Origin of the sequence: uncultured Thiohalocapsa sp. (assembly GCF_913063425.1) — a bacterium.
Classification (GTDB): Bacteria; Pseudomonadota; Gammaproteobacteria; order Chromatiales; family Chromatiaceae; genus Thiohalocapsa.
Genome location: NZ_CAJXYK010000079.1, coordinates 1 through 15,298, shown reverse-complemented (window position 1 = coordinate 15,298; position 15,298 = coordinate 1). Strand labels below are relative to the sequence as shown.

At 68.3% G+C, this 15,298-nt stretch carries 14 protein-coding genes; 3 read left to right on the top strand and 11 right to left on the bottom strand.

The features are described from left to right. The 7 genes from QZ607_RS24540 to QZ607_RS24510 form a co-directional block, all read right to left on the bottom strand. The coding region (locus QZ607_RS24540) for a hypothetical protein (RefSeq protein ID WP_295888509.1) at positions 1 to 300 on the bottom strand (300 nt) is incomplete at its 3' end. Positions 301 to 308: 8 nt separating this feature from the next. Beyond that, positions 309 to 3,047, bottom strand: a complete 2,739-nt coding sequence (locus QZ607_RS24535; protein ID WP_295888506.1) for a glucosidase — start codon at positions 3,045 to 3,047, stop codon at positions 309 to 311. Between the two features lie 322 nt (positions 3,048 to 3,369). Then, complete coding sequence (gene cydC, locus QZ607_RS24530) at positions 3,370 to 5,118, bottom strand: thiol reductant ABC exporter subunit CydC (protein ID WP_295888503.1); 1,749 nt, start codon at positions 5,116 to 5,118, stop codon at positions 3,370 to 3,372. Next, on the bottom strand, positions 5,115 to 6,875 hold the full coding sequence (gene cydD, locus QZ607_RS24525; protein ID WP_295888501.1) for a thiol reductant ABC exporter subunit CydD: 1,761 nt from the start codon (positions 6,873 to 6,875) through the stop codon (positions 5,115 to 5,117). The genes cydC and cydD overlap by 4 nt, the downstream gene beginning before the upstream one ends. A gap of 323 nt (positions 6,876 to 7,198) precedes the next feature. Then, the gene (locus QZ607_RS24520; RefSeq protein WP_295888498.1) at positions 7,199 to 7,654 is read right to left on the bottom strand and encodes a lipocalin family protein; all 456 of its coding nucleotides are present in this window, start codon (positions 7,652 to 7,654) and stop codon (positions 7,199 to 7,201) included. A gap of 101 nt (positions 7,655 to 7,755) precedes the next feature. Further along, on the bottom strand, positions 7,756 to 8,418 hold the full coding sequence (locus QZ607_RS24515; protein WP_295888496.1) for a DUF6134 family protein: 663 nt from the start codon (positions 8,416 to 8,418) through the stop codon (positions 7,756 to 7,758). A 64-nt stretch (positions 8,419 to 8,482) separates the two neighbouring features. After that, complete coding sequence (locus QZ607_RS24510; RefSeq protein WP_295888495.1) at positions 8,483 to 9,268, bottom strand: DUF1295 domain-containing protein; 786 nt, start codon at positions 9,266 to 9,268, stop codon at positions 8,483 to 8,485. Positions 9,269 to 9,426: 158 nt separating this feature from the next. On the opposite strand from QZ607_RS24510, the gene QZ607_RS24505 reads away from it, so the two are divergent. Then, positions 9,427 to 10,146 carry an OmpA family protein gene (locus tag QZ607_RS24505; RefSeq protein WP_295888494.1) on the top strand — a complete coding sequence of 240 codons (720 nt, stop codon included), beginning with the start codon at positions 9,427 to 9,429 and terminating at the stop codon, positions 10,144 to 10,146. Positions 10,147 to 10,232: 86 nt separating this feature from the next. Here the strand turns inward: QZ607_RS24505 and QZ607_RS24500 are convergent, their stop codons facing one another. The 4 genes from QZ607_RS24500 to QZ607_RS24485 all read right to left on the bottom strand — a co-directional run bounded on the left by QZ607_RS24500 (position 10,233) and on the right by QZ607_RS24485 (position 12,956). Next, positions 10,233 to 10,613, bottom strand: a complete 381-nt coding sequence (locus QZ607_RS24500) for a hypothetical protein (RefSeq protein WP_295888492.1) — start codon at positions 10,611 to 10,613, stop codon at positions 10,233 to 10,235. 324 nt (positions 10,614 to 10,937) lie between these two features. Then, entirely contained in the window at positions 10,938 to 11,366 is a 429-nt protein-coding gene (locus tag QZ607_RS24495) for a NifB/NifX family molybdenum-iron cluster-binding protein (RefSeq protein WP_295888490.1), read from the bottom strand. A gap of 200 nt (positions 11,367 to 11,566) precedes the next feature. Next, positions 11,567 to 12,007 (bottom strand): DUF6858 family protein, encoded by a 441-nt coding sequence (locus QZ607_RS24490; RefSeq protein ID WP_295888488.1) that lies wholly within the window; start codon positions 12,005 to 12,007, stop codon positions 11,567 to 11,569. A gap of 241 nt (positions 12,008 to 12,248) precedes the next feature. Then, positions 12,249 to 12,956, bottom strand: coding sequence for a Crp/Fnr family transcriptional regulator (locus QZ607_RS24485; protein WP_295888484.1), 708 nt, complete (start codon positions 12,954 to 12,956; stop codon positions 12,249 to 12,251). A gap of 121 nt (positions 12,957 to 13,077) precedes the next feature. Here QZ607_RS24485 and QZ607_RS24480 point away from each other — a divergent pair, with 121 nt between their 5' ends. Then, positions 13,078 to 15,033, top strand: coding sequence for an ATP-binding cassette domain-containing protein (locus tag QZ607_RS24480; RefSeq protein WP_295888481.1), 1,956 nt, complete (start codon positions 13,078 to 13,080; stop codon positions 15,031 to 15,033). Next, a partial coding sequence (locus tag QZ607_RS24475) for a sulfotransferase (RefSeq protein ID WP_295888478.1) occupies positions 15,030 to 15,298 on the top strand: 269 nt, incomplete at its 3' end. The genes QZ607_RS24480 and QZ607_RS24475, both read left to right, overlap by 4 nt.

Genomic DNA, 15,298 nt, shown 5'->3' with positions numbered 1-15,298 from the left:
CACGAAGACCGTGAAGCTCCAGACCAGGATGATGCGCCAGAACTGTCGCGTGACGGACTCACCCCGCCAAGGGCGATAGAGGTTGAGGATACCGGCGATGACATGGAAGCTCAGGATCGCAAGCAGCAATGCGACCGTGTAGCGCAGCGGCCAGGATTCCGAGCGAAGATAGGCCGGCAGCAGCAGCGCGATGGCGATGACGCCGGTGTCCAGCGCCTTGGCGAGCCAGTGCAGAAAAGCATTGCCGGCCTGGTGCGTGGGCAGGCCGAGGGTGGCCTCCGGGAAAGATGCTTGCAGCATGTTGGGGCTTAGGCGATTTCGTCGATGAGGCCGGCTTTGGTGCCGCGGTCGATGCCGCTCCAGCCCTGGATGTCTTTCTGATAACGACGCATGACGAGGTTCGCGAGCAGCCCACTCCAGCCGGTCTGATGTGCTGCGCCGAGGCCTTGTCCGGTTTCCGCGTGGAAGTACTCGTAGAAGCGCAGTTGGTCGCGCCAGGTCGGGTCCGGCGAGCTCGGTATGTGCGCCCGCAGCGCAGGCACCGATCCGGCTTCGTCGACACGGTACAGGTCCGCGATGCGCTCTGCGATGAGCGTGGCGATTTCCTTGAGATTTCGCTTCTCGCCGCCGAGGCTCGGCACCGGAATCCGAAACTCGTCGCCCAGGAACCGATGAAATCGCTCCAGTGACGAGAGCAGGGAGTAGTTGGTCGGGAGCCAGACCGGGCCCCGCCAGTTGGAGTTGCCGCCGAACATGGGGGAGGTGGATTCTCCGGGCACGTACTCGATGAGCGCCTCACCGATACCCGGAATATACCCGAGATTGCGGTCCTTGTCGTGTATGCGGCTCAGGCTTCGCACACCATACCGGGACAGAAACTGCGCTTCATCCATGACGCGGGAGAGGATGCGGGCGAGCATGCTGTGATCGACCAGGGCGAGGAGGCGCTCGCCGCGCGCGTTTTCGTGCTCCGGGCAGGCGCACACCGGGTTGCCGCGGAAGAAGCCCCCCTTGAGGCCGTCGAGCAGCGCACGAAAGCGCGGCGCGGCCTCGAGCATCCTGCTGTTGACGATCTCCACGGCGAAGAGCGGGATCAGGCCCACCCAGGAGTAGACCTCGATGCGGTGCAGGCCCTGGTCCGGCGTCTGCAGCAGGTCCATGAAGAAGCCCGACTGGTCGTCCCACAGGGACGGCGTGCCGGACTCCTCGCTGCCGGCGATGGCCTCGGCGATGGCGAGGAACTGCTTGTAGCAGTGGATGGCGATCTCTTCGTAGTCGCTGTCGACGATGCAGAGCTCAAGCGCGATGAGCGTCATCTTGAGGGAAAAGTGCGCCATCCAGCCGGTGGCGTCCGCCTGCTTGAGGCTCCAGCCCGGGGGCAGCTCTTTAGAGCGGTCGTAGACCGAGATGTTGTCCAGACCGAGGAAGCCGCCCTCGAACAGGTTGTGGCCGTCGGCGTCCTTGCGGTTGATCCACCATGAGAAGTTCAGCAGCAGCTTGTGGAAGACCCGCTGCAGGAAGCCGTGGTCGCCGGCACCGCGCTGGATGCGCTCGGCCCGGAAGACCTTGAGTGCCGCCATGGCGTGCACGGGCGGGTTGACGTCGCCGAAGTTCCACTCGTAGGCCGGAATCTGGCCGTTGGGGTGCAGATACCGGTCGGAGACCATCAGCTCCACCTGGTCCTTGGCGAAATCGACGTCCACCAGCGCCAGCGCCGCGCAGTGGTAGGCGAGGTCCCAGGCCGCGAACCAGGGATACTCCCATTTGTCCGGCATGGAGATGATGTCGCGGGCCTTGAGGTGGCGCCAGTGGCGGTTGCGGCCCTGCCGCCTTGCGGCGGGCGGCGGGATTTGATCGCCATCGAGCCAGCGGGCGACGTCGTAGTGATAGAACTGCTTGGTCCAGATCATGCCCGCCAGCGCCTGGCGCAGGATGCGGGCGTCGTTGGCGCCGGCCTCGGGCAGCAGATGATCGTAGAAAATGGTCGCCTCGGACTGGCGGGTGGCGAGGGTGCGCTCGGTCTCTGCGAAGGGGTCCGTCAGCGGCTCGGCGGAGAGCACAAGGTCCATCTGGGCAGCTTCGCCGCCCCGCAGCTCGATCTGGTGGACGGCGGCGCACTTGGTGCCGCGCTGTGCGGGATTGACGGCGGCCCGGTCGCCGTCGATGAGCCAGCGGTTGAAGGCGTCCTTGACATAGGGGCTTGTATTCTCGCTACCCCAGATCAGGCGGGCGTTGGTCTCGTTCTCGGTGAAGAGCAGGTCGCAGGCGACGGCGCCGTAGAGGAAATAGGTCCCGAGCCTTGGGTGCTCTGCCCGAACGGCGAAGCCGGCACCGTCGGGTGGGTCGATGGCGGCGAGCGACGGCTGCTGTGCGTCGGCGTCACCCCAGCCCCAGGTGTTGCGGAACCAGAGCGTCGGCAGGAGATACAGGGCGGCGTCGTCTTGGCCGCGGTTGTCTGCGGTGATGCGGCAGTGGATGCGCTGCGGCGTCGCCTTCGCATAGCGGACTTCCACATCCCAGTAGCGCTCCGCGTCGAAGGCGCCGCTGTCGATGAGCTCGAAGGCCGGGACGTCGCGGCCGCGGTTGGCGTTCTCTGCGACCAGGCGCGCGTAGGGGAAGGCGCTTTGTGGATACTTGTATTGATAGCGAAGCCAACTGTGGGTCGGCGTGGCGTCGCGGTAGTAGTAGACCTCTTTGACATCCTCGCCCCGGTTACCCTGGTTGCCGGTGAGACCGAAGGCGCGCTCTTTGAGGATTTGGTCCCGGCCATTCCAGAGCGCCAGTGCAAAGCACAGGTATTGCTTCGCGTCGCTGATGCCGCCGAGGCCGTCCTCGTTCCAGCGGTAGGCGCGGGACCGGGACTGGTCGTGAGAGAAATAGTCCCACGCCTCGCCGTCGGCGCTGTAATCCTCACGCACCGTGCCCCAGGCGCGCTCGGCGAGGTAGGGGCCCCAAAGCCGCCAGTCTTCGTCGCCCGCGCGCTGGGCTTCCAGGCGCTGGCGCTCGGCAACGTCTGCATAATCAGGCGGCGGGCTGGGGGCGGTCATAGGCGGCGGTCATAGGCGGCGGCAGTCATCGTGACTCCAGTACAGATTCTCTCACAGAATTGACCGGTGCCGGGTGGAGTGTGGGAGAGCGGTGTCAGTCATTGGCTTATCAACATATGGGGAATAGACTGACTCATGCCTCGCGAGGTGATACAGAAACGTCGGGCTGATGGGAGCGACCACTCGCCGCGATTGCTGCGGTGTGCGGGGCCGTCGCGGCAGGAATGCCGCTCCCTCGGCGGCCCAGGCTTCGCGGGAGCCGCATTCTTGTGGCGTCCGATTCTGCCATACGGCGCCAAGTCTCGGTTGTGCCCGCAGGCACTCAGCCGGCGGCGGCGGTCAATGCCGTCACATCCAAGCCGAGCAGGCGCGGGTAGCAGGCCGCGTCCAGCAATTCACGGTGCGTGCCCTGTTCCACGATACGACCGGCGTCCAGCACCAGAATCCGGTCCATGTCCGCGAGCGCCGCGGCACGGTGCGTGATCATCAGGACGGTGCGACCGGCCATCAGCACCTGGAGCGCCTCCATCAGCGCGCGCTCCGTGGCGGCGTCCAGGCCCTCGGTGGGCTCGTCGAGCAGGAGTATGGGCGCGTCCCGGAGCAGGGCCCGCGCGATGGCGATACGCCGCGCCTGTCCGCCCGACAGGCGCACCCCTGTCTCGCCCGCCCAGGTGTCGTAGCCCTGCGGCAGGCCCGCGATGAAGTCGTGGATCTGGGCGGCACGGCAGGCGGCCTCCAGCGTGGTCTGCGATGCATCAGGCGCGGCCAGCAGGAGGTTCTCGCGGATGCTGGTGTCGAACAGGTGGGTCTGCTGGGAGACCAAAGCGATGCGCTCGCGCAGATCTTCTCCATGGAAATCGGCAAGCGCTGCCCCGCCCAGACTGATCTCCCCCGCATCCGGCGGCCAGAAGCGCAGCAGCAGGTTGAACAAGGTCGTCTTGCCGGAGCCGGTGGCGCCGACGATGGCGACACGCTGGCCTTCGGGCACGTCGAAGTCCACGCCGTCGAGCGCGGGGCGCGCTGCCCCGGGGTAGCCGAAGCACAGCCCGCGCACCCGAAGGTCGTGGCCTGCGGGACGTGGTGATGGCGTCGGCGGGTCCTGCACGGCGGGCGCCGTATCCACCACGGCGAACAGGCGGCGAGCGGCCGTGAGTGTGGATTCCAGATGCTGGAACGCCAGCGGCAGGGGCGCCACGGCCTCGAAGGCTGCCAGCGCGAGCAGGGCCAGCATGGCGAGCTGGGGCGGGGGCAGTCCGGCGTCGGCCACCAGGGGGACGCCGAGCCAGAGCACGCCGAACAGCGCCAGGTTGGCACAGAGCCCGACGGCGGCCTGGAACAAGCCCTCGATGCGGCTCATGCGTGCCTGGTCTGCGATCAGCTCGCGCGTGAGGGCGTCCAGCCGCGCCGCATGGGCATCGGCGGCGCCATAGACCAGCAGCTCTGAGAGCCCCTGGGTGCCGTCCACGGCGAGCCTGCGCAGCGTCGCCTGGCGCTCCACGAGCCGCCGGCCGGCCGCGGCGCCGAGCCGGCGCGTGAGCCAGGGCATGAGGCCCCCCGCCAGCACCAGCAGCGCGAGCAGCAGCGCCGCAATGCGCAGATCGAAGAGGGCCGTGAACAGCACGAAGCCCACGCCCGCGGTGACCGCCACCAGCACGGGCACCAGCACCCGGGTGTAGAAGTTGTCCAGCGCGTCCACGTCCGTGCGGATGCGGCTCAGCAGGTCGGCGCTGTGGTACTGCTGGAGGCGCGCCGGGGCCAGGGGCTCGAGGTGGCGGTAGAACCACACACGCAGCCCGGCAAGCTGGCGCAGGGTCGCCTCGTGGCTCACCAGCCGCTCGAAATAGCGCCCGGCGGTGCGGGCGATGGCGCTGCCCCGAATGATCGCCGCCGGCGTGAAGTAGTTCATCGCCACGCCGGCGGCCCCGGCCACCGCCATGGCGGTGATGAACCAGCCGGAGATGGCCATCAGCGTGACATTGGCGAGCACGGTCACGAGCGCGATGGCATAGCCCGCCAGCATCCAACCGCGGTAGGGCCGAAACAGGCGCCAGAGCCGCAGCAGCTCGCTCACGCCGCGGGCTCCAGCAGCGACACCATGCGGCGATAGGGGCCGTCCCGTGTTATCAGGGCGGTGTGCTTGCCCTGCTCGACAATGCGGCCGCCGTCGAGCACCAGGATGCGGTCGGCGTCCCGCACGGTGGCGAGCCGGTGCGCGATCACCAGCATGCTGCGCCCGAGCGCCAGCGCATCCACCGCCCGCTGCACGGCCGCTTCGCTGGCGGGGTCCAGGCTCGCCGTGGCCTCATCCAGCACCACCAGCCGTGCATCACGCAGGAAGGCCCGGGCCAGGGCGATGCGCTGGATCTGACCACCGGACAAGCCGGCGCCGCGCTCACCCACCTGGGTGTCATACCCAGCCGGCAACCGGGTGATGAATTCTGCCGCGAAGGCGCGCTCCGCCGCCGCCTGCACCGCAGCGAGGTCCGCCTGCGGGTAGCCCAGGCGGATGTTGTCCGCAATGGTGCCGGTGAAGAGCCGTGGGTTCTGCGGCACCCAGGCAAGGTGCCGGCGCCAGGCGTCCAGGTCCAGGTCCGCGAGCGACACGCCGTCCACCGTCACACGGCCCTGGGTGGGCCGGATGAAGCCGAGCAGCAGGCTCGCCACCGTCGTTTTGCCGGCACCGCTCGGGCCCACCAGTGCCACGCGCGCGCCGGGCTCGATGCTCAAGCTCACGCCCGCGAGCGCCTCGCGCCCGGTCTCGTAGGCGAAATGTACGTCCTCGAAGCACACAGTGAGCCGCGGCTTCGCCGCCAGCGTCGCCGGCGCCGCGGGTGGAGCCGGCGGCGCCGTGTCCAGGATGGCCGCCAGCCGCTCGGCGGCGGCGATGGCCTCCATGCGCCCGTGGTAATGGGTGCCGAGGCTGCGCAGGGGCAGGTAGAACTCCGGCGCGAGCAGGAGCACGAAAAAGCCCGCAAAGAAGCTCACCTCCGGCGGTGCCAGCAGGTCCGGTATCGGCAGGTCCAGCTGGTACAGACGGAAGCCGATGAAGACGGCGACGATGGCAATGCCCAGGGTGGCGAAGAACTCCAGCACCGCGGAGCTCAGAAACGCCAGCCGCAGCACCTGCATGGTGCTGTGCCGGTAGTCCTCCGAAATGCGGGCGATGACGGCGGCCTCGCGGCGGCTCGCGTTGAAGAGCTTGAGGGTGGTGATGCCTTGAATCACATCCAGAAAGTGCGCGCCCATGCGCGCGAGCTGCTTCCACTGGCGCTGGTTCACCGCCGCCACGCCCTGGCCGATGAGGATCATGAACAGCGGGATCAGCGGCGCCGTGAACAGCATCACCAGCCCGGAGAGCCAATCCACCGGCAGCACCACCAGCAGGATGGCGACAGGTATCAGCACCGTCAGCGTCATCGCCGGCAGATACCGGGCATAGTAGTCGTGCAGCCCTTCGATGCCGCGGGTCAGGTCCTCCGCCAGCGCGCCGCTGCGCTGGCCCGCGAGCCAGGCGGGCCCGAGCTGCTGGATGTGCCGGAACACCCTGTCCCGGAGCGCCCGCTGCACGGTGCCTGCGGCGCGAAAGGCGGTCTGCTCGCTGCCCCAGGCCGCCGCCGCACGCAGCAGGAAGATCACCAGCAGCGGCCACAGCCAGGCTTGGACGTCCGCGAGGCGGGCCTGTTGGAAGGCAACCGCGTCGATGATGTGCGCGAGCAGCCAGGCCTGGAGGATGACCAGCACGCCGCCCGCCAGACCCAGCGCCACGGTCAATCTGAGCCAGCGCGTAGCGCGTGGCATCTGCTCCTTCAGCAGGTCGCGGGCGGGCATGGTGCGTGTCGGACTCGTTGCGGCGAGACCGGCGGAGTTTAGAGAAGCCGGTGGGGTGGCGTCCATCGCGGGAGCGGCATCCCTGCCGTGACAGACGAGATCGGCCCCAGTGCAGTGCCCCAGTGCAGTGCCCCAGTGCAGTGCGGCGGAAACCCAGAAACCGGGCGGTCGCTTGCCGGTGGCGGACTGAAGTCCGCCCGCCCCAAGGTGCCGGCTGACGTCGGCGTAACCGGGGGTCGGCTCACCACGCCCGCGGTGGTGCAGCGGCCGGGACTGGCAGCGGCAGCGGCGCACCCAGGGTGCGGCGTCCGCACTGTCCGGTCTTATCCGGTTTCGTGCGGTGGGCGTTGGAGCTTGCTCGCGTCGTAGCCGACGGATTCGATGAAGGCCCGCATCTGCTCGTACTCCGCATCCGTGAAGGTGGGCGTGCGCTTCATCACCCACACATAGTCCCGCTTGGCGCGGCCGATGACCGTGGTCTGGTAGTCCTCATCCAGATAGATGATGCGGAAGTCCCCCTTGATGGGCCAGATGAACTGCATGCCCCAATGCGCGTTAGTCTCCTTGTCCAGTACGAAGCCCTTGGGGTGGAAGGTCTTCAGCGGTCCATCGAAACTGCCCTTGTTGAAGGTGAAGGTGGTGGCGATGGTCCCATCCGGATTGAGCTTGTACCGCTCGATGGGGTTGTAGGCCTCCTTCTCGACAAACGTCGGGATGTTCGCCACCACGTACCAATCGCCCATGTATCGCTTCAGGTCCACGTAGGGGACGGTTTCCATCGGCTCGCCTCCGTCTTCGACACAGCCGCACATCAAGACCATTGACAGCACCGCGAGTGCCGTGCCGGCAGCACGCAGCGCTCGGCGCCGCAATGCCGCCATCACATTACCCGCCGATAGATCAGACGCTTACCCTTGCCGGTATCGCTCTCCAGGCCGACCCAGCCCAGATCGTCGTTGTACCAGAGCTCGATGGTGAGGTCGCTCGTCTCCAACGCATAGCGCTCGGCGGTGACGCGCGCGCCGCCGTCCACCTCCACGGTGTCGCGGCCACGGGGCCGCACGCGCACCTGCTCCAGGTCACCCGTCTGTGGGTTCAGCAGGCGCCGCTTGTCGAGGAAGGTCCTGTCCCAGTAGGTGAAGGTTTTGACGCAGCCCTCGGCGCGCGCCACCTCGGAGCCGGCTTCGACGCGGAAGCTCTCGCCCATGGCTTCGCCGTTGACCTCATAGCGGGTGCCATTGTCGTCGGTGGTGGCGTCGATGGCCCGCAGGCAGCCGTCGCGGAAGACCTCATTGCTCGTATGCCGGTAGCGATAGGCATTGATGAAGAGGAAGTCCACGTCGAAAGCGGCACGGCTGGTGACCCGCGTGGTCTCGCCGCTGTCGGCGATGCGGAAGCTGTGCTCGCCGATGGGGCGGTCATCCAGGTAGACCTGGAAGCGCAGCTGCTCGGCGGCCGCGCTGGTGGCGAGTGTCAAAGCGGCGAGCACGGCGGCACAGGCGACCGGGCGCCGCGCGTTGGCAAAGAGCGTTTTCAGTGGCATGTCAGTACCCTAATTTGTGGATGAGCTCGGTCCCGCGGTTGGGTCCGGGCGGGCTCGGGCGGTGTCAGGCCGGGGCCGCGGTCTTGGGCGGCCCGGGGAAGAAGGCGTTGGTGCGGCGCCTGTAGTCGTGATAGCCGGGGCGCCGCTCGCCGATGTCCTGCTCCATGAGCGCTACGCCGGAGACGCGCAGCAGCAGATAGGTCATGAGCAGCGGACCGATGATGGTCCACCAGGCGCCGGCAGCGAGGGCGAACAGGTACCAGCTCCACCAGATGCAGGCCTCGCCGAAGTAGTTGGGGTGTCGCGTCCAGCGCCAAAGGCCCGTGTCCAGGACCCGGGTGCGGTTATCGGGGTCGGCCTGGAAGCGTGCGAGCTGCTGATCGCCGATAGCCTCGAAGCCGAAGCCCACCAGCCAGACGGCGACGGCGACGAAGTCGAGCCACCCGAGCGGCGTTGCGCCCAAGGCGATGCCGAGCAGCGGCAGCGAGATGATCCAGGCGACGATGGCCGGTGCGCCGAAGACCAGGTACAGGCTGTTGGATGCAAAGTCAGGCTCATACTGCGCGCGCAGCCGGCGGTAGCGCCGGTCTTCGGCTGCGCCCCAGTGACGCAGCGAGATGAACACCGCAAGGCGCACGGCCCACACCGTGATCAGGAAAAGCACCAGATAGGCGCGCTCCGCCGGCGCCGGTGCCAGCGCCATGTACGTGATCGTCATCGCCAGGAAGAGCAGCGACCAGAGCGCGTCGGCGAGGCTTGCGTTGCGCGTCAGCATGCTCATCAGCCAGCCCGCAACGGCAACAGCGAGGCCTGCGGCGAGGCCGGCGGCGTAAATCTGTACGTCAAACATCGGTGCGGGCAGCCTCAGCGATGCGCCTCTTACGAATGCGGAAACATTGAGCAAACCGCCGGCTGTCACAAGGGGCGGGGCCGGTGCTGCTAACATGCGGCGTCGGCCGGCCGACAGGTCGGCGCCCACACGAAGTCTCTTAAGGAGGTGTCCAACCCATGCATCCCCGTGCCCGCTGTCGACATGGCTTTCCCGGTTTTCGCCGCACCGCTCTCACGGCCGCCGTCGCCATCGCCTTGGCCGGTTGCGCGACGGACGAATTCGGCAATCGCAGACCGCTGACCGAGACCGAGGCGGGTCTCGCCATCGGCACCGCCGCGGGCGCCGCCGCTGGTGCCCTCATCGGCTCGCAGGGTGCCAATGCCGGTAAGGGTGCACTCATCGGCGCCGTCGGTGGCGCCATCGCAGGCGGGGTGGTGGGCAGTTACATGGAGCGCCAGCGCCGGGACTTCGAGCGCGTGCTCGCAGACGAAATCGCGCGCGGCGACATCCGCGTGGAGGCGCTGCCCGACGATCGGCTGGTGGTGGGCATGACCAGCAGCACTGCCTTCGACGTGGATTCGTCGAGCATCAAGCCCGGCTTCTACAGCACGCTCGACAAGATCAGCGCCATCGTGAACAAGTACGGCAAGACGCGCCTGGACGTTGCCGGCCACACCGACAACACCGGCACCGATGCCTACAACCAGCAGCTCTCCGAGCGCCGGGCCGGGGCGGTTGAATCCTACCTGCTGGCGGAGCAGGTGATCCCGCAGCGCCTGAGCAGCGCAGGCTTTGGTGAGCTGCGCCCCATCGCCAGCAACGACACGGAGTATGGTCGGACCCTGAACCGCCGCGTGGAGATCACCATCGTCCCAGTCGTGGCCGAGACCGGCTGAGGCACTGGTGCAGGGCGCTCCCGGGTCTGCCCGGAGCGCCTGCGGCGCCTGGCAGCGGCCGGGGATAGCCCGGGCGCTCTCTGACGTCAGCGCAGCTCGCCGTAGCGATAGAGCTCGATCTGGCACACGGGCGTGAGCCGCACCACGTAGCGCTCGCCAGGGTCGAGGATGACCCGCTGCTGACACTGGTTGAAGCCGAGGTCGTAGCCGAAGCTGTATTCCCCCGGGTCGAGCATGAAGGTGAACTGCTGACCCCAGCGCAGCGCGTAGACGTGCCGGCCGTCGATGCTGAAGAGCATGGAGGCGGGGGCGCCGAGGATGGACCGGCTGCGCTGCACCGTGACACTCGCCGCCGGCTCCATTGACGTGAGCGGGGGCACCGGCCCCATGCGACCGCCGGCGCAGCCCGTGAGCCCACCGGCGAGCAGCAGAGCGAGGAGCGCCGGGAACAGCGATGATGCGCGCATGGGTCGGGTGCAATCCGTGGAAAACAACAGTGGGCGCGATGGTCCGCGCCCGCGCGCCCAGGCGTCAAGCCGCAGCCGCCGACCGCCGCTGACGGCGGCTCAGCGGACGGCTTAGGCACGCGGGCGCCGTCGCCTCCTTACACGCTGGTACAGCGGAACCGAAGTATGGCAAACAATCGGGATCGGTATCGCTGTCGGGATCGGTATCGATTCCGCTACCGATCGCGACGCCGATACCGACGCGGCGGCGACCTTCGCACTGCGTACGACTCGTTGGCGTCACTGCGGCGCAGGGGTACCGGGGCCTGCGCGGCTTACGCCGCATCAGTGAATCGCGCCCATTGGATGGCGGCCGCCGCCGGCGCCGTGTCCGTGCCCATGGCCATGTCCATGCCCGCCGCCGTTGCCATGATCATGGGGCGGCGCCTCCGGCAACGACTCGCCCTTGGCCAGCGCGCTCAGCGCACGGTCGATGTCCGTCTCCGCGGTGGCGATGACGCGGATGCCGCGCCGGCCCAGGCGCTGCATGAATCCGGCACCGGCGCTGCCGGTGAGGACCGCATCGAGCCCCAGGCCGAACAGCGGATGATCGTCGCCGTGATACTCGTGCAGCGACATCTCCTTGGGAAGGTCCAGCCGGTCCACTTCGACGGGGGCTTGGCCCGGCTCCATGTTGTAGACGATGAAGCGGCGGGATTTGCCGGCATGACCGGTGATGGAGCGGAAGTTCTGCGAGGAAACGGCGATACGCATCGAAGAGGGTCTCCGGGTTCAGGTGATGCCGCGGCGCCGAAGCGGTGTATCAGGCACCTTGCCGTCGCTGTGGAAGCGAACGGCCGGCGTGCTCCCGCGCGGGCGAGACCGTGCGGTTATTATGACGCCCCCGCCGAGATCGCGCGGCGGTAGGCCGGATACTTGCACGGTCCCGGGCGCGCGGGGGCTCAGATATATGGTCAGGCCTCGGCGTCGCCGGTGCTCGGGGCCGCCCTGGCTGCGCTGTCGGCGCGCCGGCGCAGCCCCTCGGCCCAGTCTTCCATGGCGGCGTTGGCGATGGGCATGGGCGCCTCGAGGAAGCTGATGATGAAGCCGGTCGCCGTCTCGGCGATGCCGATGGAGCGCGGGCGCACCGCGAGGACCTGCGCGCTCGGCAGGGCGATGCCGAAACAGAAGACGATGTTGCGTGCCGCGCGGATCGCCTCGTCCACCTGGCCCTCCGGCAGGCTGCAGGTGTGGGCATAGTGGTCGAACTCGGCGATGAACCGGGCGCAGCGGTGCGACTCGATGCGACCGCGGAAGTAGCCGCAGATGGCGTCGATGTCCGTCAGGGCCGTCTCGTCGCGGCCGAGCTCCATGACGAAGACCGGATACTTCTCCTGCAACAGTGTCTGCTTCACCTGGGGACTCCTTGCCTGCGCAGCGCGCCACGGGATCGCTTCCGGCGGCACGGCTGCTCTGCGGAACACCGCAGAGCCTAGTCCCGGAGGGGCCCGGCGCACATTGAAATGGGTCAATGGGGACGGCGGGCGGGGTCGGCGGTCGCGGGCACTGCCGCCCGAGCGGGGCGGGCAGCATGGGCGCCGCGGGGCAGCGCTCTGCAGGCGCACAGAAGAGGCGGCGCTGTGACGCCGCTCGTGCTCAGTCCTCGGCCAGCCGGCGCAGATTGGGGATGTCGAGCAGGAAGTTGTTGGGGCTGGACTCCACCAGCAGGCTTTCGCGCTTGAAGCCGGCGATGGTGCGGCTTGCGGTCTCCGTGGTGATGCCGAGCATGGCCCCCATGTCTTCCCGACTGAAGAGCTCGCACTCGCTGGACTCCCGGTCCCGCACCAGGCGCAGGAGCAGACGCGCGACGCGCTGCCGCGCGGAGCCGGTGGACAGCTCCGTGAGCCAGGCGTCGGCCTCGCTCAGTGCGCGCTGCCAGCGGGCCATGAGCTCGCGGTGCAGGTTGGGATTGTCCTGGCTCAGGCTGCGCACCACCCGGGTGGGAAAGCGGCAGATCTCGGAGCGCTGGAGGGCGACGGCGTCGTGGTGGTAGCCGTCGTCCAGCAGCGCTTCCAGCCCCAGCACATCGGCGCCGCGCACGATGCGCACGATGCGCTGGCTGCCGTCCGGCAGGTACTGCACCAGCTTGATGGCACCGGAGCGGACGGTGTACATGTAATCCCCGACGTCGCCCGTTTTGTACAGGGGCATGCCCGGCTTGAGGTCAAACTGGTCGATGGGGTCGTGGATGCGGTCGAAATCCTTCTCCGTGAGCCCGGCGAAGAGCGCTGACGTGCGCAACGCACAGTTGCGGCAGTCTGCCTCGCCCGCCCAGGCCTCGCGCAATGTCACGAACTTTGCCATGGGGTCGTCGAACCTCGCGCTGTACAATGCCGCGTCAGTCACACTCGGTGAAGTCTAAACGATTTTGCAGCCGCGTTGGCGCGCCCGGCTCCGGACCGCGCTCCCGCACTGCTTTCCGCCCATGCCCCTAGTCGCGCTGCAATCCGTCGTGCTCTCCTATGGTGCGCCCAATCTCCTCGATGGGGTGGGGCTCAGCATCGAGCGCGGCGAGCGCGTGTGCCTGCTCGGGCGCAACGGCGCCGGCAAGTCCACGCTGCTGCGGATCATCGCCGGCGAGCTCCAGCCGGACGCCGGTACAGTCCGCCGCGGTGACGGCGTGCGCATCGGCCGGCTCGCGCAGGAAGCGCCGACGGAGGCGGGCAAGGCGGTGCTGGACGTGGTGATGGACGGGCTCGGTGCGCTCGGAGCGGACGTCGCCGAATACCTGCATCTGAGCCATGCGCTGGCCTCGGGCCCGCCGCCTGCGGAGGCCGACCTCGCCCGGCTCGCAGCCGTCCAGCAGCGCCTCGAAGCCGAGGGCGGGTGGGACATCGAGCAGCGCGCCGAGCGCGTCATCAGCCGCCTCAAGCTGGACGCGGAGGCCCGCTACGCGGACCTCTCCGGCGGTCTGCGCCGGCGCGTGATGCTGGCCCGGGCGCTGGTGGCGGAGCCGGATCTGCTGCTGCTGGACGAGCCCACCAACCATCTGGATGTGGAGACCATCGAATGGCTGGAGGAATTCCTCCTCGGCTTCGGCGGCAGCATCCTGTTCATCACCCATGACCGTCGTTTCCTGCGCCGGCTGGCGACGCGCATCCTGGAGCTCGATCGCGGCAAGCTCACCGACTGGCCCGGCGATTATGACAATTATCTGCGCCGCCTGGCCGAGCGCGAGCATGCGGAGGCGCTGGCCAACGCCCGCTTCGACAAGAAGCTGGCGGAAGAGGAGACCTGGATCCGTCAGGGCATCAAGGCCCGGCGCACCCGCAACGAGGGCAGAGTCCGCGCCCTTCAGGCCATGCGGGCGGAGCGCCAGGCGCGCCGCAGCGGCCCCGGCAGCGCACGGCTGCGGGTGGACAGCGGCGAGCGCAGCGGCAAGCTCGTGGTGGAGGCGGAGGACGTGCGCTTCAGCTACGGCACAGCGCAGGGAGAGAAGCCCGTCATCGATGGATTGAATACACTCATCCTGCGTGGCGACCGCGTCGGCATCATCGGCCCCAACGGCGCCGGCAAGTCCACCCTGCTCAAGCTGTTGCTGGGGGAGCTTGCGCCCACCGCCGGCACCATCCGGCGCGGTACCAACCTGCAGGTCGCCTACTTCGACCAGCTCCGCGCCCAGCTCGACCCCACCCGCAGCGTGCGTGACAACGTCGCCGGCGGCAGCGATGTGGTCGCGGTGGGCGAACGGCGCACGCACGTGCTGTCTTATCTCAAGGACTTCCTATTCACGCCGGAGCGCGCGCAGCAGCCGGTCTCGGCGCTCTCCGGCGGCGAGCGCAACCGCCTGCTGCTGGCGCGCCTGTTCACCCAGCCTGCAAACCTGCTGGTGCTGGACGAGCCCACCAACGACCTGGACGCCGAGACCCTGGAGCTGCTGGAAGAGCTGCTGGCGGACTTCGACGGCACGCTGCTCCTGGTGAGCCACGACCGCGAGCTGCTGGACAATGTCGTGACGTCCACCCTGGTGCTGGAGGGCGAGGGCCGGGTGCGGGAGTATGTCGGCGGGTGGTCCGATTGGCTGCGGCAGCGGCCGTCTGTGCTTCCGCCGGATGACCAGTCCGCAGGCGTGAAGCCCAAGGCCCCAAGCACGCAGCCGGCGGGCAGGGCGCAGAGCGCAAAGACCGCGAAGAAGCTGAGCTACAAGGACCAGCGCGACCTGGAGCAGCTGCCAGCACGCATCGAGCAAATGGAGGCGGAGCAGACCGCGCTGCAGCAGCAATTGGCCGATCCGGCGCTGTACCGCGAGGGCGGCACCGAGGTGACGGCCGTGCAGGGCCGCCTTGCGGAGCTGGAGGCGGCGCTCGAAGCCGATTACGCCCGCTGGGAAGAGCTGGAGGCCCGCCAGCAGCAGGTGGCGGCGCAGGCGGTCGCACGATGAAGATCTTCTGCATCGGCCTGTCCAAGACCGGCACCACCAGCCTCACCGAGGCGCTCAAGATCCTGGGCTATGATGCCGTGCATTGGTACGCCACCAAGCACGCCTTCCGCTACACCGACGACGGCGGCATCGACATCGACTGGGACTTCTTCGAGCGTCACGATGCCTTTGCCGATACCCCCATCGCGCGGATCTATCCCCAGCTGGACGAGCGGTATCCGGATGCGAAATTCATCCTCACGCTGCGGGATGAGGACGCTTGGCT